Origin of the sequence: Streptomyces sp. SID13726 (genome assembly GCF_010548375.1) — a bacterium.
Taxonomy (GTDB): Bacteria; Actinomycetota; Actinomycetes; order Streptomycetales; family Streptomycetaceae; genus Streptomyces.
In genome coordinates, this window is the sequence record NZ_JAAGLY010000004.1 from 339,609 (window position 1) to 359,820 (window position 20,212).

The window sequence follows — 20,212 nt, forward strand, 5'->3', positions numbered from 1 at the left end:
GCAGCTGATGCACGTCACCTTGAGCCTCCAGGCTGGTACGAAATCGTCACCTGTGCGGTCGACCGTCTCGGACGCCTGCCCGAGCACTTGTTGTTTCAACCGCCTCCGCACTCTCAACGACGGTCACCCGAAAGAGTTACGGGGCTGCGCACTGTCTTCGGCACTCTACGTGAGGGTGCGGACACGGTGCAGACATGCGCGACGGACCCACAACGTTTCATCACAACCCATGCCCCATTCAGACCCTTTTCTTCCCATTTCCTGGTGTCTGAGGCTAGATTCGCAATGAGTCATATTTTCATCTCCTTAGATCGTAGATGTACGGTCGTGGACACCGTATCCGCCCAGAACGGCTACAAGGGGTCACGCAATGGCAGATTTCTCCCGCCTTCCAGGACCGAACGCGGACCTGTGGGACTGGCAGCTTCTGGCTGCCTGCCGCGGGGTGGACAGCTCGCTCTTCTTCCATCCGGAGGGCGAGCGCGGTGCGGCCAGGAGCGCTCGCGAGAACTCGGCCAAGGAGGTCTGCATGAGATGCCCGGTGCGCGCGCAGTGCGCGGCGCACGCGCTGGCGGTGAGAGAGCCGTACGGCGTGTGGGGCGGGCTGACCGAGGACGAGCGCGAGGAGCTCATGGGACGGGCGCGGCACCGGCTGGTGTCGGCGTCGTCCGTGGGGAGCGGCGCATCGAACAACTGAAGGAACGTTTCTCCAACGGGAAGGGCACGCACGCGCGTGCCCTTCCGCGTGTGCGGCCTACTTGCGGCCGGCGGCGGTCGCGAGCTGCTCCAGCGTCGCCGCCACCGCCGGCACCCGGGCCAGGTCGGGGAGGGTGAGCGCGACGATCTCCCGCCGGACCGCCGGTTCCAGCGTGACCACGCGCGCGCCCCGCGGCCGTACGGACTCGATCGCGAGCTGGGGCAGGACGGCGACGCCCAGGCCCGCGCCCACCAGGCCGACCACCGCCGGGTAGTCGTCGGTCGCGAAGTCGATGCGGGGCGTGAAGCCGGCGTCCTCGCAGACCTCGACCAACTGGCCGCGGCAGCGCGGGCATCCGGCGATCCAGGACTCCCCGGCGAGCTCCCCGATGGCCACGGACCCCGCGCGCGCGAGCCGGTGCCGCTCCGGTACGAGGGCGACGAGCCGGTCGGTGAGCAGGGGCCGTACGACGAGGTCGTCCCACTCACTGCCGCCCGCGGCCCCCTCGTACCGGAAGGCGAGCGCGATGTCGCAGTCGCCCTCTCGCAACAGGCCGACGGAGTGCGGCGGTTCGGCCTCCTCCAGGAAGACCCGGGTGCCGGGGTGCGCGGCGCGCAGGGCGGCGAGGGCGGTCGGGACGAGGGTGGAGCTGCCGCTGGGGAAGGAGACGAGCCGGACGCGGCCGGCTCGCAGGCCGGCGATGGCGGCGACCTCCTCCTCCGCGGCCGTCAGCCCCGCGAGGATCCCGGCGGCGTGCCGCACCAGCGCCTCCCCCGCCTGGGTCAGCCGCATCTCGCGCCCGCCGCGGATCAGCAACGGGGTGCCCACGGACGCCTCCAGCGCCTTCATCTGCTGGCTGACGGCGGGCTGGGTGCAGCCCAGTTCGCGCCCCGCGGCAGAGAAGGAGCCGGTGGTGGCGACGGCGCGCAGGACACGGAGATGACGGGCCTCGATCACCCTTCGAGGATAAGCGGCGCTTTGACCTCGCGCCGAATAATGCGTGGCCCCTTTGGGGATGGTGCCCTACCGTGACCGTCATGAAGCTGCTGTCGGTGAATCTGGGCCGCGAGAAGGCCGTCGCGTACACGGACAATCCCGAGGGCGTCACCGGGATCGACAAGCGGCCGGTCGACGGACCCGTGCGGGTGGCGGCACCCGGCCCCAAGGGCGTCGGCGGGAGCGCGCTGGCCGGGGACGCGGTGTGCAAGAGGCAGCACCACGGCGGTGACGACCAGGCGGTGTACGCGGTCGCGCGCGAGGACCTCGACGACTGGGAGCGCGAGCTGGGGCGCACGCTGGCCAACGGCCACTTCGGCGAGAACCTCACCACCCAGGGCATCGACGTCTCCGGGGCGCTGATCGGCGAGCGCTGGCGCATCGGGGACGAGGTGGTGCTGGAGATCACCAGCGCCCGCATCCCGTGCGGCACCTTCCAGGGCCACATGGGCGAGCAGCGGTGGGTGAAGCGGTTCACGCAGAAGGGGGCGCCGGGCGCCTACTTGCGGGTGATCGAGCCCGGTGAGATCCGTACCGGTGACCCGGTCGAGATCCTGCACCGGCCGGACCACGACGTGACGGTCGCCCTGGCCTTTCGCGCGATGACCACCGAACGGCCGCTCCAGCCAAGGCTGTTGGCGGCGGGCGAGGCGCTCCATCCGGAGCTGCGGAAGTGGGCGCTGGACTATGCGGACAAGCACGGCGCCTGACGGGCCGTCGGCCTGCGGTTGTTCGCCGGGGCTTCACCGATCGGGAGGCCCTGTGCAGTGGGCCGGCGCTGTCGGTCCTGGTCATTAACCTTGCGCCATGACAACGGCATTGATTACGGGATCGACCGCGGGCATCGGTGCCGCGTTCGCGCGGCGGCTCGCGGCTGACGGGCACAACCTGGTGCTCGTCGCCCGCGACACCAAGCGGCTCCAGGAGCAGGCGACCGAACTCCACGACCGCCACGGCATCGAGGCGGAGGTCCGCACCGCCGACCTCGCCACGGACGAGGGCATCGAGTCGGTCGCCGCCCGCCTCGCGGACCGCAAGTCCCCGGTCGACCTCCTGGTCAACAACGCCGGCTTCGGCAACAAGGGCCGCTACCTCGACGTCTCCATGGCCGACGAGCTGAAGATGCTCAAGGTCCACTGCGAGGCGGTGCTGCGACTGACGTCCGCGGCGGCGGAGGCGATGCGGGAGCGGGGTCGCGGCGGTGTCGTGAACGTCGCGTCGGTGGCGGCCTTCGTCCCCCGTGGCACGTACGGCGCCTCGAAGGCGTGGGTCGTGCAGTTCACGCAGGGCGCGGCGAAGGACCTCGCGGGCAGCGGCGTACGGCTGATGGCCCTGTGCCCCGGCTTCGTGCGCACGGAGTTCCACCAGCGGGCCGGTATGGGCACGGACAACATCCCCGGCTGGATGTGGCTCGACGCGGACAAGCTGGTCGCGGCGGCCCTCACGGACCTGGCCCACGGGAAGTCACTGTCGATCCCGGACCCGCGTTACAAGGCGCTGATGGGGCTGGTGAAGGTGGCGCCGCGGGGGCTGCTGGGTGGGATCACGTCGAAGACGGGGCGGAAGTACGGGCCGCAGTAGGGCCGGTGCTTTCCTCTGCCTACGTCTGCCGTCCTGCCGTCAAAAGGCGGACAATAGGGATGTTCGAGCCGGACTCGGGGGCCCGGGAGTGCTTGAGGAGTGACGCGCGAAGCGCACGATTACCGCGACTACCGCGACGCGCACGATTACCGCGACGCGCACGGTTGCCGCGAAGCCTACGGTTGCTGCGAAGCCCGCGAAGGGGAAAGCCCCCGTTCCCTGTGAGGGGACGGGGGCCTCCTTGTGAGCGTGGGCTCAGTGGGCGTGGCCGTGGCCGTGCCCGGCGGCGGCCGGCTCCTCTTCTTCCTTCTTCTCGACGACCAGGGTCTCGGTCGTCAGGAGGAGGGAGGCGATGGAGGCGGCGTTCTCCAGGGCGGAGCGGGTGACCTTGACCGGGTCGATGACGCCGGCCTTGACCAGGTCGCCGTACTCGCCGGTCGCGGCGTTGAAGCCCTGGCCCTTGTCGAGCTCGGCGACCTTGGAGGTGATGACGTAGCCCTCCAGGCCGGCGTTCTCGGCGATCCAGCGCAGCGGCTCGACGACGGCCTTGCGGACCACGGCGACACCGGTGGCCTCGTCGCCGGTCTTGCCCAGACCGCCGTCCAGGACCTTGGCGGCGTGGACCAGAGCGGAGCCACCACCGGAGACGATGCCCTCCTCGACCGCGGCGCGGGTCGCGGAGATGGCGTCCTCCAGACGGTGCTTCTTCTCCTTCAGCTCCACCTCGGTGGCGGCGCCGACCTTGATCACGCACACGCCGCCGGCCAGCTTCGCGAGGCGCTCCTGGAGCTTCTCGCGGTCCCAGTCGGAGTCGGTGTTCTCGATCTCGGCCTTGATCTGGGCGACCCGGCCCTGGACCGCGGCGGAGTCACCGGCACCGTCGACGACCGTGGTGTCGTCCTTGGTGACCGTGACGCGGCGGGCGGTGCCCAGCACCTCCAGGCCGACCTGGTCGAGCTTGAGGCCGACCTCCTCGGAGATGACCTCGGCGCCGGTGAGGGTCGCCAGGTCCTGGAGCATCGCCTTGCGGCGGTCGCCGAAGCCGGGGGCCTTGACCGCGACCGCGTTGAAGGTGCCGCGGATCTTGTTCACGACCAGGGTCGACAGGGCCTCGCCCTCGACGTCCTCGGCGATGATCAGCAGCGGCTTGGAGGCGCCCGACTGGATGACCTTCTCCAGGAGCGGCAGCAGGTCCTGGATCGAGGAGATCTTGCCCTGGTTGATCAGGATGTACGGGTCATCGAGGACGGCCTCCATACGCTCCTGGTCGGACACCATGTACGGGGACAGGTAGCCCTTGTCGAAGGCCATGCCCTCGGTGAAGTCCAGCTCCAGACCGAAGGTGTTGGACTCCTCGACGGTGATGACACCGTCCTTGCCGACCTTGTCCATCGCCTCGGCGATGAGCTCGCCGACCTGCGAGTCCTGGGCGGACAGCGCGGCCACGGCGGCGATGTCGGACTTCTCGTCGATCGGGCGGGCCGTCGCGAGCAGGTCCTCGGAGATGGCGGCGACGGCGGCGTCGATGCCCTTCTTCAGGGCGGCCGGGGAGGCACCCGCGGCGACGTTCTTCAGGCCCTCGCGGACCAGCGCCTGGGCCAGCACGGTGGCGGTGGTCGTACCGTCACCCGCGATGTCGTTGGTCTTGGTCGCCACCTCCTTCACCAGCTGCGCGCCGAGGTTCTCGTACGGGTCGTCGATCTCGACCTCGCGGGCGATCGTGACACCGTCGTTGGTGATGGTGGGGGCGCCGAACTTCTTGTCGATGACGACGTTGCGGCCCTTGGGGCCGATCGTCACCTTCACCGTGTCGGCAAGCTTGTTGACGCCGCGCTCGAGGGCGCGACGGGCGTCCTCGTCGAACTTCAGGATCTTCGCCATGGGAGCGTGAGCCCTCTCGGAAATCTAGGGGTAAAAGAAACTGCGCCCCGGGCGCCCGGCTTGTCAGTGGTGGCGGGGGCCAGGGGCGCAGCTCGAAAAACTTCTGAGGTGTCTTACTTCTCGATGACCGCGAGCACGTCGCGGGACGAGAGGACGAGGTACTCCTCGCCGTTGTACTTCACCTCGGTGCCGCCGTACTTGCTGTACAGCACGATGTCGCCGACCTTCACGTCGAGCGGCAGGCGCTCGCCGTTCTCGAAGCGGCCCGGACCGACGGCGAGGATGACGCCCTCCTGGGGCTTCTCCTTCGCGGTGTCCGGAATGACCAGGCCAGAGGCCGTGGTCTGCTCGGCGTCGAGCGGCTGGACCACGATGCGGTCCTCGAGCGGCTTGATGGCAACCTTGGAGCTGGCGGTCGTCACGATCCGACCTCCCCCTTCGGAGATCTCACGGGGTTAACTGTCTGAGGTGGCGACCAGGTCGATCCGTCGTCGCGGGTGCCGGACCTGCCCGTCGCTGTGTTGGCACTCTCCAGTGGGGAGTGCCAGACCCGAGACTATGACCGTGATTAGCACTCGGTCAAGCGGAGTGCCAATTGACGGTGGCGCGGCGCCCGGTTTTTCCGGCCGCGACTCCGGTGACCTGCCCGGGAAACACCGATTCGCCGCCGCGAGCTGAACCCTGGGCGCCCTTTCCCGGCGCTCCATGCCCCGGCCTGCCTCTCCGACCGCCCACGGAGTGACCGGTCGCTCTGCCGTCGGACGTGGGGGCGGGAGCCCTTGGGCCGCGGGGGCGTGGCTGGTCGACGGGTGCCCGGCCGGGGCGTGGCCGACTGGGACGGCGGAGGCCAGGACACCGGTGGCTGGGACATGGCCGACCGGGACGCCGGGGGTCGGGACACCGGGGGTCAGGCCGCAGCCGACCAGGACACCGGGGTCGGCCGAGGGCCGGGACGCCGGAGGGCGGAACGCCGAGGACAGGGACGTAGCCGACCGGGACCCCGGGGCCGATCCGGCGACCGCCGCGCTGAGGTCTCTCACCGGGGCAGGCGCGGCGGTCGGGCCCGCGGCCGTGCGCGGAGAGGTCGGCGGTGATTCCGTGGGGTGGGCAGCACGTCGGGTACGGAGGCGCGGGGCGACGGCCCGGGCTCCACCCTCGCCCTCACGACACCCCGGCTTTGTCTCCCCCGTCCTCGCTGTGCCCCGAGCCCTCGCTCCCCTCACCCTGACAGCGACCCCGGCCTACTTCCCCCTGCCCTCACTGCACCCCCAGCCCTCACTCCCTCACCCTCACAGCGACCCCGGCCTGCCTCGCCCGCCCTCACCACGCCCCTTGCCGAACTCCCCCGTCCTCACTGCACCCCCGACCCTCGCTCCCCTCACCCTCACAGCACCCCGCCCTGCCCTCCCCGCGCCCTCACAGCACCCCGGCTTCCCTCCCCGCGGGCCCGGCGACCATGGCGGCGGCCCGTACCGTGGACGTCCTGTCCGGCGCGCTCAACGCGGCCCCCACGGCCACGGCGCTGCGCCGGGGCGCGGCCCCCGCCGCCCTCGCCGCCGCCCACACCTGCACCCTCACCACGCTCAGCCGCCACGAGACCTCCGGCGCCCCCACTCGCGTACCGGCCCCGACCCTCACCGTCTCCACGGCGACCGCCCTCGCGGCGGCACTCCCGGTCCGTGAAACGGCCCCGCCCTCACAGCACAACCCCCCAGCCCCCAGCCCCCAGCCCCCAGCCCCCTACAGATAGTCCTCCAACCGCCCCACCGTCAGCCCCCGCCGCTCGATCTCCCGCAACACCCCCACCGTCCGTTCCGTCAACGTCCGCCCCGTCCCCGTCCCCGTCCCCTCCCCCGCCGCCACCGACACGATGTCCCCCGCCCTGAGCCCCCGCCCCGGCGTGCCGTTCCCCTCCAGGGACACGCTCCACAGCACGATCGCCGAGAGGCCGCAGTCGGCTGCCGCGTGCAGGGTTGTGGTGTCGTACGTGCCGTAGGGGGGCCTGAGCAGGCGGGGGCGGATGCCGAAGCGGGACCGTACCTTTTCCTGCTGGCCGCAGATCTCGGCGCGCTGGCCCGCGTAGGGCAGGCCGCGCAGGGCGGGGTGGTCGAGGGTGTGGTTCTGGATGCTCGCGCCGACCGACTGGAGGCGCGCGAAGTGGCCGTAGCCAGGGCCGACCACGCTGTCCGTGAGGAACATGCTGACGGGCAGCCGCAGTTCACGGACCATGTCGACGAACCGCGGGTCCTTCTCGGCGCCGTCGTCGTAGGTGAGGAAGACGACCTTGTCGGTGGTCGCGACCCGCTTCACGACGGGCGGCAGACCCCGGCCCGGCGCCGTGCGGGCGGGCGGGCGCGGGGGCGCGGCCAGGGGTGTCGCGAGCCCCCAGCGACGGTACGGCCGCTGCCCCGCCGGCCCGTAGGAACCCTGGCCCTCGCCGGGGCCGTACGACCCCACCCGCTGAGCCGCCTTCTTGCCCAGCCGCTCGATGGGGTCGACGGACTGGGCGCAGCCGGTGAGCAGCGCGCCCACCAGGACCGCGCCCACCAGGGCCCGTGGTCTCACAGGTAGTCCTCGAGACGGGCGACGGCGTACCCGTCGGCCGTGACCTTGTCCAGGAAGCGCCGGACCATGTCGGGCATCGTGCCCTTCCAGTCCTCGCGGCCCCGGAAGTGGCTGAGCACGATGTCGCCGGGGTGGATCCGGCGGTCCCACTCGCGGTACTCCCAGTGGTCGACGAAGACCTCCTCGTTCCAGATCGGCGCGTACTTCACGCCGCAGGACTTGGCGGCCCGCAGGGAGTCCTCGTTGTAGTTGCCGTAGGGCGGGCGGAACAGCGTGGGCCGCTTGCCGTAGTGCTTCTCGACGACGTCCTGCATCCCGCAGATCTCGCGCTTCTGGCGGGCGTACGACAGCCCCGGCAGATAGGGGTGGTGCAGGGTGTGGTTGTTGAGCACGACCCCCCGGTCCTGCATCTTCTTGAAGTAGCCGTAGTCCTCCTTGACCAGGTAGTCGCTGAGGAAGGCGGTGTACGGGATCTTCAGGTCGCTCATCATCCGCAGGAACGCGGGGTCCTTCTCGGCGCCGTCGTCGATGGTGAGGAAGACGATCTTCTGGTCGGTGGGGACGGTCGTGAAGACCGGCGGCAGCCCCTTCTCCTCGTGGCCGTCGACCTCGAAGCCGCGGCGCGTGGTGATGCGGGGCTTCGTCGCGGGCGCCGGCGGGGCCGTCAGCGGGACCCTCTTCAGCCCCCAGCGCTTGGCGGCCGCGAACCTGGCCTGCTCGGCGCGGAGCCTGGCGGCCTGGATACGGATCTTGTCGGCCTGGAGGTCACCGGCGGGGGCCGGGGGCGCCTTCAAGGGCTGCCCACCGGGCCTCCCCGGTTCTCCCCGTTCTCCCCGTTCTCCCTGCTCTCCCCGCACTCCCCGCACTCCCCGCTCTCCGCCGCCGTCCGGCTGCGCGCACCCGGCGACGAGGGCGGCGACGGCGAGCAGGACGAACGCGCCCCGTGCCCGGCGCCCACCCGAGACCCCCGTACGACCCAAAAGACTGTTTTTGTAAGTTTGTCCTACTGTCCGCATGAGGCCGGATCCTCGCAGGTCACACCCCCCGGTCCCGGGTCGACACCGCCGCCGGAGGCGTACGGTCCACCGACTGGCCCACAATGACCCGGTGAACGACCTCGCCCCCCTCCTCACCCCCGAGGGCCGTGCCCTCCTCGACGAAGTGCGCGGCACCGCCCCCGCCGACGAACTCGCCGTGGCCACCCGGCTGCGCCGCGAGCACCCCGCCGAACTGGTCTCCGCGGCGCTCGGCCAGGCCCGGCTGCGGCAGCGCGCGGCGGCGAAGTTCGGGGACGGGGACGCGGGGCGGATGTTCTTCACGCCGAACGGGGTCGAGCAGTCGACGCGGGCGAGTGTCGCCGCCCACCGGGCGGAGCGGTTCCGGGCGCTGGGCGTGCGGTCCGTCGCCGACCTGTGCTGCGGCATCGGCGGGGACGCGATCGCGCTGGCCCGGGCCGGCATCCGGGTCCTCGCGGTGGACCGGGACCCGCTGACCGCGGCGGCGGCACGGGCGAACGCGGACGCACTGGGGCTCGCCGACCTGATCGACGTACGGGAGGCGGACGTCACGGAGGTCGACACGGCCGGGTACGACGCCGTGTTCGTGGACCCCGCCCGGCGCTCCGGCAGGCGTGGGCGCATCTTCGACCCGGAGGCCTACTCGCCGCCGCTGTCGTGGGCGGTGCGGGCGGCCCTGGACGCCCCGCACGCCGCGCTGAAGGTCGCTCCCGGCATCCCGCACGAGGCGGTGCCCGGGGAGGCCGAGGCGGAGTGGATCTCCGACGGCGGGGACGTGAAGGAGGCGGTGCTCTGGTTCGGCACGGAGCCGGGTGCCGTACGGGCCACCCTGCTGCCGGGACCGCGGACCCTGCGCGGCCGGGGCCTGCCCGATCCCGGAGTCCGGTCCGTCGGGCGGTACTTGTACGAGCCGGACGGCGCCGCGATCCGGGCCCATCTGGTCGCCGAGGTGGCCGAGGAGGTCGGGGGCGGGCTCGTCGACCCGACCATCGCGTACGTGACGGCGGACTCCCTGCTTCCGACGCCGTACGCCACCGCCTACGAGATCACCGATCAACTCCCCTTCAACGTGAAGAAGTTGAAGGCGCTGCTGCGGGAGCGGGGGGTGGGGATCCTGACCGTGAAGAAGCGCGGGTCGGCCGTCGAGCCGGAGGAGCTGCGGAAGAAGGTCAAGCCGCAGGGGCCGCACTCGGCGACCGTGTTCCTGACCCGGGTCGCGGGGGCGCCGACCATGCTGATCGGCGCCCCCGCGCGGGCCGTCACTGGTGCTGGACGGTCCTGAGCTGCTCCAGGTGCGGATCGGCGCCGACCGGGCCGGTGCGCGCCACGGTGGCGGGCTGGCCGTCGTTGCTGCGCAGGGCGTAACTGCTCATGCGCGCGCTCGCGGGCTCGTCGCCGTTGCGGTACGCGGTGTAGACGAACTGGCTGCTGCTCGCGCTGATCGCCGCGCCCGCGGTGTTCAGCGCGTCCGCGGTGACCGCGCCCGTGGCGCCGAAGGCGATCGCGGAGTTGGTGCTCGCGGACTCGCGCAGCAGGTAGTTCTTGGGATCGTTGGACAGGGCCGGGCGGTTGGTCCACAGCACGGGCCCGAAGACGTTCATCGCCGCGGCCGCGGCGAGGCCGTCGCGCCAGGAACCGGAGTAGGCGAGGGCGACGTTGCTCGGCGCGCTCCACCAGAACTTGGCGATGTTGACCGCGAGGGCCTCCTTCGTGCTGCCCGAGATCGGGTAGTACGAGTACGAGGAGGGCCAGCGGGAGAACGCGGTGTGGGTGAGGGCGTACTTGGCGTCCGCGCCCACCGTGATGACCATCGTCTTCTTGGGGTTGAGGGCGTTGAGGTACGACTTCACCGACGCGGTCAGCTTCTTGCCGTTGGTGAGGACGACCCCGCCCGAGCTCGCGGTGCCGTCGGCGCCGGCCGCGGCGGAGGCCGCGAGGGCACCGTAGGCGTCGGAACCGGAGGCCAGGAAGACGTACTTCGGGCTGGTGGTGATGTTCTTGGCGACGGCCACCGAGGTCGCGTAGCGGTCCGCGCCCGACACCCGCTTCGGGACGAAGCCGAGGGCCTTGACCTGGGAGACGACGGAGTCGCTGAGGATCGGGGTGCCGCCGACGAGGTAGACGTTGGCGCCCCGCTTCAGCACCCGCTTCAGCTCGGCCTTCACCGCGGCGGACAGCCCGGTCCTCGGGGTCGTGAGGACCGGCCCCTGCTTCTTGCCGGCCAGCGCGGGCGCGCCGAGGGAGTACTCGGCGTTGTCCCGGTTGGTGAGCACCGCGGCCTTGGCGTCCATCAGGCCCGCCACGTGTCCGCCGACCTTGTTCCAGGTCCAGCGGGAGGCGGCGACGGCGGTGGCGTAGCTGTCGGAGCCCCAGATCCTGGCGGTGGCGTTCTTGCGCAGCGGCTGCCAGCTGGGGTTGCTGCCCTGCGGGGTGCCCGGGACCGCGGTGAGCGCGCCGGTGGCCAGGTCGACGTACTCGGTGGTGTGCGTGTCGGCGCTGTCGCCCGTGGTGTGCGCGTCGAAGAGGATGCGCGTACCGGTGGGCGACCAGGACGGGTTGAGGTAGTAGCGCGGGCCGGTGGTGACCTGCTTGACGTCGGTGCCGTCGGCCTTCGCCGTGAAGATCTGGAACTTTCCGTCGGTGTCCTTGCGGACGAACGCCAGCCTGCTGCCGTCGGGCGAGTAGGCGGGCTGCTCGGCGTTGGTCAGGACCCGCTTGACGGTCTTCGCGGCCGGGTCGTAGACGTAGACGCCGGCGTTGTCGTAGCAGCCGTAGTTGACGCGGCGCTCGAAGGCGATCGGCCCCGACGGGCTGACCGTCGGGTCGTTGTCGCAGACATCGGCCGGTTCCTGGGCCGCCGTCAGCAGCGGGCGGGGCGCCCATGAGCCGTCGGAGGGGCCGTAGGCGAGCTGGCCGCCGGTGGAGAGGACGACGTAGCGGCCGCCCCACCAGAACGTCAGGTCCTCGTACGACGCGCTGGAGCGCACGCCCTCCGCCCAGGGCAGGGTGATCTTCGAGCTGCCGCTGGGGCGGATGCTGGAGATCTGGCTGGCGGCGCTGATCAGACGGCTGCCGTCCGGGGCCCAGGCGGCGTAGTCGCCGTAGACGTTGGCGACCGCGGCGGCCTTGCCGGTGGCCGGGTCGACGAGCACCGGGCCGTCGGTGAGGATCTTGCCCTCGGTACCCGGCCAGGGCCCCGCGTCGTCGGCGGCGGCGCCGGGCGCGGTGGCCAGGGTGCCGACCGCGGCGAGTGCCGCCGCGGTCGCGAGCGCCGCGGCACGGCGGCGCGTGAACAGTCTCAAGTGGTCATCCCCCACGCATGTTTCACAGCCTCCACACAGAGGCCGAGTCACTGTAAAGCGCGTCGGGACACAAGGGGAACAAATTTACCCAAGGACAACCGTTCGGCTTCACTCAGGGACAACCGTCCGACGGTGAATCACTGACCGCACTCCCGCGCCCGGCCGAGCAGCAGCTCCCGCTCCCGTTCGTTGCGCGTCAGCGCGGCCGCCCGCTCGAACTCGGCCCGCGCCTCCGTCGTACGCCCGAGGCGCGCGAGCAGGTCGCCGCGCACGCTCGGCAGCAAGTGGTACTCGAACAGGGCGGGTTCGGCGGTGAGCGCGTCGACGATCGCGAGGGCCGGGTCCGGGCCCTCGGCCATGGAGACGGCGACCGCGCGGTTGAGTTCGACGACCGGCGAGGGGGCGCGGGCGGCGAGCAGGCCGTAGAGGGTCGCGATGGCCTTCCAGTCGGTCTCGGCGTAGGAGTACGCGTGCGCGTGGCAGGCGGCGATGGCGGCCTGGAGGGCGTAGGGGCCGGGAACTCCGGTGGCGGTGGCGTCGGCGCGGCCGAGGGCCTTGATGCCGCGGGCGATCAGCATGCGGTTCCACCGGCTGCGGTTCTGGTCCTTGAGGAGGACGGGCTCGCCGTCCGGTCCGGTGCGGGCGGCCGTGCGGGCGGCCTGGAACTCCAACAGGGCGGTGAGGCCGTGCACTTCGGGTTCCTTGGGCATCAGCGCGGAGAGCAGCCGGGCCAGCCGCAGGGCGTCCTCGCAGAGGGAGGGGCGCAGCCAGTCGTCGCCGGCGGTGGCGGCGTAACCCTCGTTGAAGATCAGGTAGATGACGTCCAGGACGGACCCGAGGCGGGCCTCGCGGTCGGGGCCGTAGGGCACCTCGAAGGCGATGTTCCTGGTGGCGAGGGTCCGCTTGGCGCGCACGATGCGCTGGGCGACCGTCGGTTCCGGGACGAGGAAGGCGCGGGCGATCTCGGGGGTGGCCAGACCGCCGAGCAGGCGCAGGGTGAGCGCGGTGCGGGCCTCCGCGGAGAGCACCGGGTGGCAGGTGGTGAAGACCAGCCTCAGCAGGTCGTCGTCGATGTCCTCGGGGTCGGACGGCTCCTCCGGCGGGGCGCTCTCCGGCAGCTCCCGGCCGATCTCGGCGAGCTTGCGGGCGTAGTTCTCGCGGCGGCGGACCAGGTCCACGGCCCGGCGCCGCGCGATGGCCATGAGCCAGGCGCCGGGGTTGTCCGGCACGCCGTCGCGCGGCCACTGCTCCAGCGCCGCGACCAGGGCGTCCTGCGCGAGCTCCTCGGCGATGCCGACGTCCCGCACGACCCGGGTGACACCGGCGATGATGCGCGGCGACTCCATGCGGAAGACGGTCTCGACGGAGGAGCGCGCCTCGGCGGCACGGGCATCGGTGGCGCGGGCATCGGCAGCACTGGCATCCGTGGCGCGGGCATCCGTGGCGCGGGCATCGCTGTCGGGGGGCTGCGAGGTGGTCACAGCCCCCCATTCGACACCTGTACGGCCGTACAGCCAAGGAAGCGGGCTCAGCCCTCCATGATCTCCCGCACCTCGCAGGTGACCGTCCAGTGCTCCTCGTGCACCTTCAGGAAGCGCTTGGTCCACTCGATCGCCTCGGCCCTGTCCTTCGCCTGCACGATCGCGTAACCGCCGACGACCTCCTTGGCCTCGGTGAACGGCCCGTCGGTCACCGACAGCTGCCCCTTCTCCCAGTGCACCCGGGTCCCCTGCGAGGTGGGCGTCAGCCCGGCGGTGTCCAGCAGCACCCCGGCCTTCGTCATCTCCTCGATCAGCTCGCCCATCCGCTGCATCAGCGCCTCGCTGGGCCCCTCGGCGGGAGCGGTCTGCTCGTCGATCCGGACCATCGACAGGTAACGCGGCATGGTGACTCCTCGATCGCTGCGGAGGCCGGTCCTTCCCGGCCTCTCACCAGTGCGTCGATCGGGGGGCGGGGCGTTCGACAGGCTCGCCGGAAAATCTCGAAGTTTTTTTCCGGGGCGGGTCGATCCCGCCGTTTCCGCAGGTCACGGCTTAGCGCAGCGACTTCCACAGCTTGCCCGCGGCCGGCTCGTCCGCCACCACCCGGTTGGGATCGGACGGGGCCGTCACCACCGGCATGGTGATCGTCTTCACGTCGGCCGCCGAGAGGGCCTTCAGGCTTTCGCCGAGGCTCGTCAGTTCGGGGAGGGAGTCCAGGCCGGTGTCGGTGGTGAGGCTGCCGGTGACGGCGTCGGCGACGGAGTACAGCTGGGTGGGGCTGGTGAGGAGGTTCGTCGAGGAGATCTGCTCCAGCAGGGCCTTCACCAGCTTCTGCTGGAGACCTATCCGGCCCAGGTCGCTGCCGTCGCCTATGCCGTGCCGGGTGCGGGCGAGCGCGAGAGCGGTCTTGCCGTCCAGGTGGTGGGTGCCCGCCTTGAGGTCGAGGTGGCTGTCGGCGTCGTCGATGTCCTCGTCCGTGGTGACGGTGACCCCGCCGAGGGCGTTCACCAGCTTCGCGAAGCCCGAGAAGTCGATCTCGATGTAGTGGTCCATGCGGACGTTCGTGATCGACTCGACCGTCTTGACCGCGCACACCGGACCGCCCACCGAGTAGGCGCTGTTGAACATCGCGCCGTACGCCACCGCCGTGGACCCCCCGCTCTTGAGCGGGCACGAGGGGCGGGTGACGAGGGTGTCGCGCGGGATGCTGACGACGGTGGCCGCGGTCCGCCCCGCGTCGATGTGCACGACCATCGCGGTGTCCGAGCGGGCCCCGGTGCTGCTGCCGCCGCCGAGCGCCTGGTTCTCCTTGCCGCTGCGCGAGTCCGAGCCCAGCACGAGGATGTTCACGGCCTCGGTCGGCAGGGGCGTGGCGGTCCCGGAGGGGGTGGGCGTGGTGACCGCCTTGGCGGGGCGGTCGTCGCCGAGCGCGCTGTTGATGTCGACGCTCTTGATGTTGGCGTTCAGATGCCAGTAGACCCAGCCGGCCGTACCGGCGCCCAGCACCAGCAGACCCGCCAGAGTGAGGCCGGCGACCTTCAGCGCTCTCGGTCGCCGGCCCGGTCTTCTGCCCGCGTCCCCGTTCTCGTCCTGTCCCGTCACAGGGAAGAACATAAGTCCGAATTATTACGGGCAGGAACCTCGAGACCGCATTACTTCGGAAATTCTCAGACTTCTCAGCCCAGCGTCACCGTGGGCACCGGATTGCTCCCGCTCCAGGACGCGTTGAACCCGAACGTCACCGAGCCGCCGGCCGGCACGGTCCCGTTGTAGGAGGCGTTCGAGCAGCTGACCGCCGCCCCGGACTGGGTGCAGTTCGCGTTCCACGCCTGGGTGACCTGCTGCCCGGCGCCGTACGTCCACACGGCCTTCCAGGACGACAGCGCGGCACCCGAGCAGGAGATCGTCACCTGGCCGGTGAAGCCGGTGTTCCACTGGCTGGTCACGCTGTAGGCGGCGGTGCAGGCACCCGTCGGCGGCGGGGTGGTCGTACCGCCGAGCGCCTCCGCGATGGCGTGGTACGCCGGTTTCGGCGCGTAGTTCTCGTCGTACGGCGTCGCCGCGCCCTGTCCCGGGAAGGTGCTCGGGATCCAGGAGTCGGAGTCGGTGAAGCCCCACACGGTGACACCGGCGCAGCGCGCGACCGCCACGCAGGCGTTCATGACGGCCTTGTAGTCGGCGGCCTGCTGGGTCAGCTTCGCGGTGTCGGAGGGCAGCGCCATCCGGATGTCCAGCTCGGTGATCGCCACGTCGACGCCGAGGTCGGCGAAGCGCTGGATGTTCTGCTGGAGCGTCGAGGGCACCTGGCCGACGATCAGATGGGCCTGGAGTCCGACGCCGTCGATCGGAACGCCTTGCTCCTTCAGGGACTTGACCAGGTTGTAGAGGGCCGTGCTCTTCGCGTTGACGCCCTCGACGTTGTAGTCGTTGATGTACAGCCTGGCTGCCGGGTCGGCGGCGCGGGCGGCGGTGAGGGCCTGGGCGATGTAGCCGGTGCCGAGGCCGTTGTACCAGAGGGTCTGGCGGTAGGTGCCGTCCTCGTTGAAGGGTTCGTTGACGACGTCCCAGGCCGCCAACCGCCCCTTGTACCGGCCCACTTCGAGCGCGATGTGGTCGTTGAGGAGCTGGCTGAGCTGGGGCTGGGTCCAGGTGCCGTTCGTCAGCCAGCTCGGGTTCTGGCTGTGCCAGACCAGCGTGTGCCCCCGCACCTGCTGACCGTGCGCCTCGGCGAAGTCCACGATCTGATCGGCCTCGGCCCAGTTGTACGTGCCCCGGGTCGGCTCGACCGAGCCCCACTTCATGGCGTTGCCGGGGGTCAGCGAGTTGAACTGCGCCCCCGCGATGTCGCCGTACGTGCCGGTGAGCTTGGACCCGGTGACGGCCGTACCGATGACCTTGCCCTTGGCGGCCGCGAGGTCACGCAGCGGGGTGTCGGCCGCGTGCGCGGCGGGGGCCATGGCCAGGAGCGCGCCGACGAGGAGCAGGGGCAAGCCGGTTCTCAGAGATCTCATACGGGTGCCTCCGAAAGTTTCGGTCGTACAACCGATTGGCTCGGAGGAGTGTGGGGGCAGGCATCCGGGTCGTCAAGGTCACCCGCCCAAAGGGGCGCGGGACTGTATCGATGTGCGGCTCCGCCACGGGGCGCGACCAGCCCCGCCGGACCCGCACCCGGCCCGGCACCCCGCTAGGCGCCCCGCTCCAGCTCAGCGCAGCTGCTGCGCACGACCAGGCTCGTCGCCAATTCCACCCGCGTCGCCGCGGGGTTGTCCGCGTCCCGCCCCAGATCCAGCACCAGCTTCGCCGCCGCCTCGGCCATCTCGGTCAGCGGCTGCCGTACGGTCGTCAGCGGCGGGCCCACCAGGGGAGCCACCGGAAGATCGTCGAAGCCGACCACGCTGAGGTCCTCCGGAATGCGCAGCCCCAGCTCGCGCGCGGCCTCGTAGACGCCGAGCGCCTGGAGGTCGTTGCCGGCGAAGACCGCGGTGGGGCGGTCCGGGCGGCGCAGGAGTTCGAGGCCCTGGCGGTAACCGGTCTCGTGGTGGAAGTCGCCGGCCATGATCAGCTCGGGGTCGACGGGCAGCCCGGCGGTCTCCAGGGCGGCCCGGTAGCCGTCGATGCGGGCGCGGCTGCACATCATGCGGGACGGGCCGGTGATCGCGCCGATCCTGCGGTGGCCCAGCTCGACCAGATGCCGGGTCGCGGCGAGCCCGCCCTGCCAGTTGGTGGCACCGATCGAGGGCACGTCGGCGCCCGGGTCGCCGGCCGGGTCCATCACCACGAACGGGATCGACCTGCTGTTGAGCAGCGCGCGCTGGGACTCGTCGAGCCCGGACAGCACGAGGACCACGCCGTAGGGGCGGCGGGCGGCGACCTGGTCGGCCCAGGTGCGCCCGGGGGTGAGCCGCCCGGCGCTCTCGCTGAGCACGACGCTGAGACCGGCATCGCGCGCCACGTTCTCCACGCCCCGGATGACCTCCATCGCCCACGCGCTCTCCAGTTCGTGGAAGACCAGGTCGATCAGGGGCGAACGGCTCGCCTCGGCACGTCGGCGCCGGTAGCCGTGCGCGCGCAGCAGGTCCTCGACGCGGCTGCGGGTCGCGGGCGCGACATCCGCACGGCCGTTGAGGACCTTCGAAACTGTCGGCGCCGATACGCCGGCCTCGCGGGCGATCTCGGCGAGGGTCGCGGTCTGCCGTGTTCCAAGGGGCTCCGGGGGTGTCATGGCGGCGATCGTATCCCTGCGCGACCTCTTGACGAACCCTCTTGACGGCCCTAGGTTCCCAAAACATTCGGATTTAGTGTCGAAACATTCGGCAGGCCCTGGGGGTCGTCGTCGACCCGACAGTCGAGCCCGACAGGAGTTACATGACCACCGCGCCCTGGCGTGACCCCGCCCTGACCTCCTCCGCCCGCGTCGACGACCTCATCTCCCGGATGACCCTTGAGGAGAAGACCGCCCAGCTCTACGGCGTGTGGGTGGGCGCCAGCACGGACGGGGACGGGGTCGCCCCGCTGCAACGCGAGATGACCGCCGCCTCCTCCGTCCCCGAGTGGTCCGAGCTGATCACCCGGGGCCTGGGCCAGCTCACCCGCCCCTTCGGCACCGCCCCCGTGGACCCGGCGCTGGGCGCGCAGGCGCTGGCCCGCGCCCAGCGCCGTATCGCCGCCGCGGGCCGCTTCGGCATCCCCGCGCTCGCCCACGAGGAGTGCCTGGCCGGCTTCACCACCTGGCGGGCCACCGCCTATCCGGTCCCGCTCGCCTGGGGCGCGAGCTGGGACGCCGCCCTGGTCGAGGAGATGGCCGGCGCCATCGGCCGCGACCTGCGCACGGTCGGCGTCCACCAGGGCCTGGCCCCCGTCCTGGACGTGGTCCGCGACCCGCGCTGGGGACGGGTCGAGGAGACGATCGGCGAGGACCCGTACCTGGTGGGCACGATCGGCGCCGCCTATGTCCGGGGCCTGGAGTCGGCCGGGATCGTCGCCACGCTCAAGCACTTCGCCGGGTACGCCTCCTCGGCCGGCGCCCGCAACCTCGCGCCGGTACGCGCGGGCGTGCGGGAGTTCGCCGACATCACCCTGCCGCCCTTCGAGTTCGCCCTGCGCGAGGGCGGCGCCCGCTCGGTGATGGCCGCCTACACCGACACGGACGGCGTCCCCGCCTCCGCCGACCCCGGCCTGCTGACCGAACTCCTGCGCGAGGACTGGGGGTTCACCGGCACGGTGGTCGCCGACTACTTCGGCGTCGGCTTCCTCCAGACCCAGCACCGGATCGCCGGCACCGAGGCGGGCGCGGCGCACGCGGCCCTCGCGGCGGGCCTCGACGTCGAACTGCCCACCCTCAAGTGCTACGGCACCCCCCTGATCGAGGCCGTCCGCGCGGGCGAGATCCCCGAGTCCCTGATCGACCGGGCGGCCCGCCGGGTCCTGCTCCAGAAGTGCGAACTGGGCCTCCTGGACGAGGACTGGGACCCGGAGCCCGCCGAGCGGATCGACCTCGACTCGACGGCGAACCGCGCCCTGGCCCGCCGCCTGGCCGAGGAGTCGGTGGTCCTCCTCGACAACCCGGACGGCCTGCTCCCGCTGGCCCCCGACACCCGGATCGCGGTCGTGGGCCCACGCGCCGCCGACGCCCTGGCGATGCTGGGCTGCTACTCCTTCCCCTCCCACGTCCTCACCCACCACCCGGACGTCCCGATGGGCATCGAGATCCCCACGGTCATCGATGCCCTGCGCGCCGAACTCCCCGACGCCAAGGTCACGTTCACCGAGGGCTGCGGAGTCGACGACCCGGACACCGGCGGCTTCGAGGAGGCGGTGGCCAGGGCCGCCGAGGCGGACGTGTGCGTGGCGGTGCTGGGCGACCGCGCGGGCCTGTTCGGGCGGGGCACCTCCGGCGAGGGCTGCGATGTGACGGACCTTCAGCTGCCGGGCGTGCAGGGCGAGTTGCTGGACTCGCTGGTCGCGACCGGCGTCCCGGTCGTCCTGGTCCTGCTGACCGGCCGCCCCTACGCGCTGGGCCGCTGGCAGGGCCGGCTCGGCGCGGTCGTCCAGGCCTTCTTCCCCGGCGAGGAGGGCGGCCCGGCGGTCGCGGGGGTCCTGTCGGGCCGGGTCAACCCCTCCGGCCGCCTCCCGGTCAGCGTCCCCCAGGTCCCCGGCGGCCAGCCCTGGACCTACCTCCAGCCCCCGCTCGGCCTCGCAGGCGAGGTCAGCAACCTCGACCCGACCCCGCTGTACGCCTTCGGACACGGGCGCTCCTACACGGAGTTCGCGTGGGAGGACTTCGGCGGAACGGCCCCCGAGATCACCACGGACGGCACCTACGACGTCTCGCTGACCGTGCGCAACGCGGGCGACCGCGCGGGCGCCGAGGTCGTCCAGCTGTATCTGCACGACCCGGTGGCCTCGGTGACCCGCCCGGACGTCCGCCTGATCGGTTACCAGCGGCTGGAGTTGGACCCGGGCGAGTCCCGCCGGGTCGCCTTCCGCTTCCACGCCGACCTGTCCGCCTTCACCGACCGCAAGGGCCGCCGGATCGTGGAACCGGGCGACCTGGAGCTACGGCTGGCGGTGTCGAGCGCGGATGTCCGGCACACGGCACGGCTGCGTCTCGCGGGGCCGGTACGGGAGTTGGGCCCGGACCGGCTGCTTCGCTGCGAGACGGAGGTGTCGGGGGCGGGGTGAAATCGGCCGGGG

General features: G+C 71.7%; 17 protein-coding genes. 6 read left to right on the top strand and 11 right to left on the bottom strand.

Features of this window, described 5'->3' with window-relative positions; genetic code table 11:
- Positions 1-370 precede the first annotated feature (370 nt).
- Complete coding sequence (locus tag G3I78_RS12740; protein ID WP_007384136.1) at positions 371-697, top strand: WhiB family transcriptional regulator; 327 nt, start codon at positions 371-373, stop codon at positions 695-697.
- A 57-nt stretch (positions 698-754) separates the two neighbouring features.
- Here the strand turns inward: G3I78_RS12740 and G3I78_RS12745 are convergent, their stop codons facing one another.
- Positions 755-1,654, bottom strand: a complete 900-nt coding sequence (locus tag G3I78_RS12745) for a LysR family transcriptional regulator (protein WP_164423655.1) — start codon at positions 1,652-1,654, stop codon at positions 755-757.
- Positions 1,655-1,734: 80 nt separating this feature from the next.
- Here G3I78_RS12745 and G3I78_RS12750 point away from each other — a divergent pair, with 80 nt between their 5' ends.
- Entirely contained in the window at positions 1,735-2,403 is a 669-nt protein-coding gene (locus G3I78_RS12750; protein ID WP_164423657.1) for an MOSC domain-containing protein, read from the top strand.
- A 97-nt stretch (positions 2,404-2,500) separates the two neighbouring features.
- A complete protein-coding gene (locus tag G3I78_RS12755) occupies positions 2,501-3,274 on the top strand; it encodes an SDR family oxidoreductase (protein ID WP_164423659.1) in 774 nt (257 codons plus the stop codon).
- A 255-nt stretch (positions 3,275-3,529) separates the two neighbouring features.
- On the opposite strand, the gene groL is transcribed toward G3I78_RS12755, so the two are convergent.
- On the bottom strand, positions 3,530-5,155 hold the full coding sequence (groL, locus tag G3I78_RS12760) for a chaperonin GroEL (protein WP_164423661.1): 1,626 nt from the start codon (positions 5,153-5,155) through the stop codon (positions 3,530-3,532).
- A gap of 113 nt (positions 5,156-5,268) precedes the next feature.
- On the bottom strand, positions 5,269-5,577 hold the full coding sequence (groES, locus tag G3I78_RS12765) for a co-chaperone GroES (protein WP_031477499.1): 309 nt from the start codon (positions 5,575-5,577) through the stop codon (positions 5,269-5,271).
- 1,034 nt (positions 5,578-6,611) lie between these two features.
- Between groES and G3I78_RS12770 the strand changes: the two genes are divergently transcribed.
- Positions 6,612-6,905 carry a hypothetical protein gene (locus G3I78_RS12770; RefSeq protein ID WP_239157784.1) on the top strand — a complete coding sequence of 98 codons (294 nt, stop codon included), beginning with the start codon at positions 6,612-6,614 and terminating at the stop codon, positions 6,903-6,905.
- On the opposite strand, the gene G3I78_RS12775 is transcribed toward G3I78_RS12770, so the two are convergent.
- Together G3I78_RS12775 and G3I78_RS12780 are read right to left on the bottom strand one after the other, a co-directional pair.
- The gene (locus G3I78_RS12775; protein WP_164423663.1) at positions 6,896-7,720 is read right to left on the bottom strand and encodes a polysaccharide deacetylase family protein; all 825 of its coding nucleotides are present in this window, start codon (positions 7,718-7,720) and stop codon (positions 6,896-6,898) included. The two genes, G3I78_RS12770 and G3I78_RS12775, sit on opposite strands and share 10 nt — an antisense overlap.
- Entirely contained in the window at positions 7,717-8,736 is a 1,020-nt protein-coding gene (locus tag G3I78_RS12780) for a polysaccharide deacetylase family protein (RefSeq protein ID WP_203614865.1), read from the bottom strand. Before G3I78_RS12780 ends, G3I78_RS12775 begins: the two co-directional genes overlap by 4 nt.
- Before the next feature lie 91 nt (positions 8,737-8,827).
- Here G3I78_RS12780 and G3I78_RS12785 point away from each other — a divergent pair, with 91 nt between their 5' ends.
- Entirely contained in the window at positions 8,828-10,018 is a 1,191-nt protein-coding gene (locus tag G3I78_RS12785) for a class I SAM-dependent methyltransferase (protein ID WP_164423665.1), read from the top strand.
- Here G3I78_RS12785 and G3I78_RS12790 read toward each other — a convergent pair.
- The 6 genes from G3I78_RS12790 to G3I78_RS12815 all read right to left on the bottom strand — a co-directional run bounded on the left by G3I78_RS12790 (position 9,996) and on the right by G3I78_RS12815 (position 17,741).
- Positions 9,996-12,038, bottom strand: coding sequence for a cell wall-binding repeat-containing protein (locus tag G3I78_RS12790; RefSeq protein ID WP_239157785.1), 2,043 nt, complete (start codon positions 12,036-12,038; stop codon positions 9,996-9,998). The genes G3I78_RS12785 and G3I78_RS12790 overlap by 23 nt on opposite strands.
- 137 nt (positions 12,039-12,175) lie before the next feature.
- Entirely contained in the window at positions 12,176-13,384 is a 1,209-nt protein-coding gene (locus G3I78_RS12795; protein WP_203614940.1) for an RNA polymerase sigma factor, read from the bottom strand.
- A 182-nt stretch (positions 13,385-13,566) separates the two neighbouring features.
- Positions 13,567-13,923: a YciI family protein gene (locus G3I78_RS12800; protein WP_164423672.1), complete on the bottom strand. Its 357-nt coding sequence runs from the start codon at positions 13,921-13,923 to the stop codon at positions 13,567-13,569.
- A gap of 148 nt (positions 13,924-14,071) precedes the next feature.
- A complete protein-coding gene (locus G3I78_RS12805) occupies positions 14,072-15,133 on the bottom strand; it encodes an LCP family protein (protein ID WP_164423674.1) in 1,062 nt (353 codons plus the stop codon).
- A 62-nt stretch (positions 15,134-15,195) separates the two neighbouring features.
- Entirely contained in the window at positions 15,196-16,530 is a 1,335-nt protein-coding gene (locus G3I78_RS12810; RefSeq protein WP_164423676.1) for an endo-1,4-beta-xylanase, read from the bottom strand.
- Positions 16,531-16,703: 173 nt separating this feature from the next.
- On the bottom strand, positions 16,704-17,741 hold the full coding sequence (locus G3I78_RS12815; protein WP_164423678.1) for a LacI family DNA-binding transcriptional regulator: 1,038 nt from the start codon (positions 17,739-17,741) through the stop codon (positions 16,704-16,706).
- Between the two features lie 143 nt (positions 17,742-17,884).
- On the opposite strand from G3I78_RS12815, the gene G3I78_RS12820 reads away from it, so the two are divergent.
- Positions 17,885-20,200 carry a glycoside hydrolase family 3 N-terminal domain-containing protein gene (locus tag G3I78_RS12820; protein ID WP_164423680.1) on the top strand — a complete coding sequence of 772 codons (2,316 nt, stop codon included), beginning with the start codon at positions 17,885-17,887 and terminating at the stop codon, positions 20,198-20,200.
- Positions 20,201-20,212 lie beyond the last annotated feature (12 nt).

Excerpts from the sequence above, each read along its gene's own strand:
- G3I78_RS12740 (WP_007384136.1), top strand. The coding sequence starts at position 371 with ATGGCAGATTTCTCCCGCCTTCCAGGACCGAACGCGGACCTGTGGGAC.
- G3I78_RS12750 (WP_164423657.1), top strand. The coding sequence starts at position 1,735 with ATGAAGCTGCTGTCGGTGAATCTGGGCCGCGAGAAGGCCGTCGCGTAC.
- G3I78_RS12755 (WP_164423659.1), top strand. The coding sequence starts at position 2,501 with ATGACAACGGCATTGATTACGGGATCGACCGCGGGCATCGGTGCCGCG.
- groL (WP_164423661.1), bottom strand. The coding sequence starts at position 5,155 with ATGGCGAAGATCCTGAAGTTCGACGAGGACGCCCGTCGCGCCCTCGAG.
- G3I78_RS12770 (WP_239157784.1), top strand. The coding sequence starts at position 6,612 with ATGGCGGCGGCCCGTACCGTGGACGTCCTGTCCGGCGCGCTCAACGCG.
- G3I78_RS12780 (WP_203614865.1), bottom strand. The coding sequence starts at position 8,736 with ATGCGGACAGTAGGACAAACTTACAAAAACAGTCTTTTGGGTCGTACG.
- G3I78_RS12795 (WP_203614940.1), bottom strand. The coding sequence starts at position 13,384 with ATGGAGTCGCCGCGCATCATCGCCGGTGTCACCCGGGTCGTGCGGGAC.
- G3I78_RS12800 (WP_164423672.1), bottom strand. The coding sequence starts at position 13,923 with ATGCCGCGTTACCTGTCGATGGTCCGGATCGACGAGCAGACCGCTCCC.
- G3I78_RS12805 (WP_164423674.1), bottom strand. The coding sequence starts at position 15,133 with ATGTTCTTCCCTGTGACGGGACAGGACGAGAACGGGGACGCGGGCAGA.
- G3I78_RS12810 (WP_164423676.1), bottom strand. The coding sequence starts at position 16,530 with ATGAGATCTCTGAGAACCGGCTTGCCCCTGCTCCTCGTCGGCGCGCTC.
- G3I78_RS12815 (WP_164423678.1), bottom strand. The coding sequence starts at position 17,741 with ATGACACCCCCGGAGCCCCTTGGAACACGGCAGACCGCGACCCTCGCC.
- G3I78_RS12820 (WP_164423680.1), top strand. The coding sequence starts at position 17,885 with ATGACCACCGCGCCCTGGCGTGACCCCGCCCTGACCTCCTCCGCCCGC.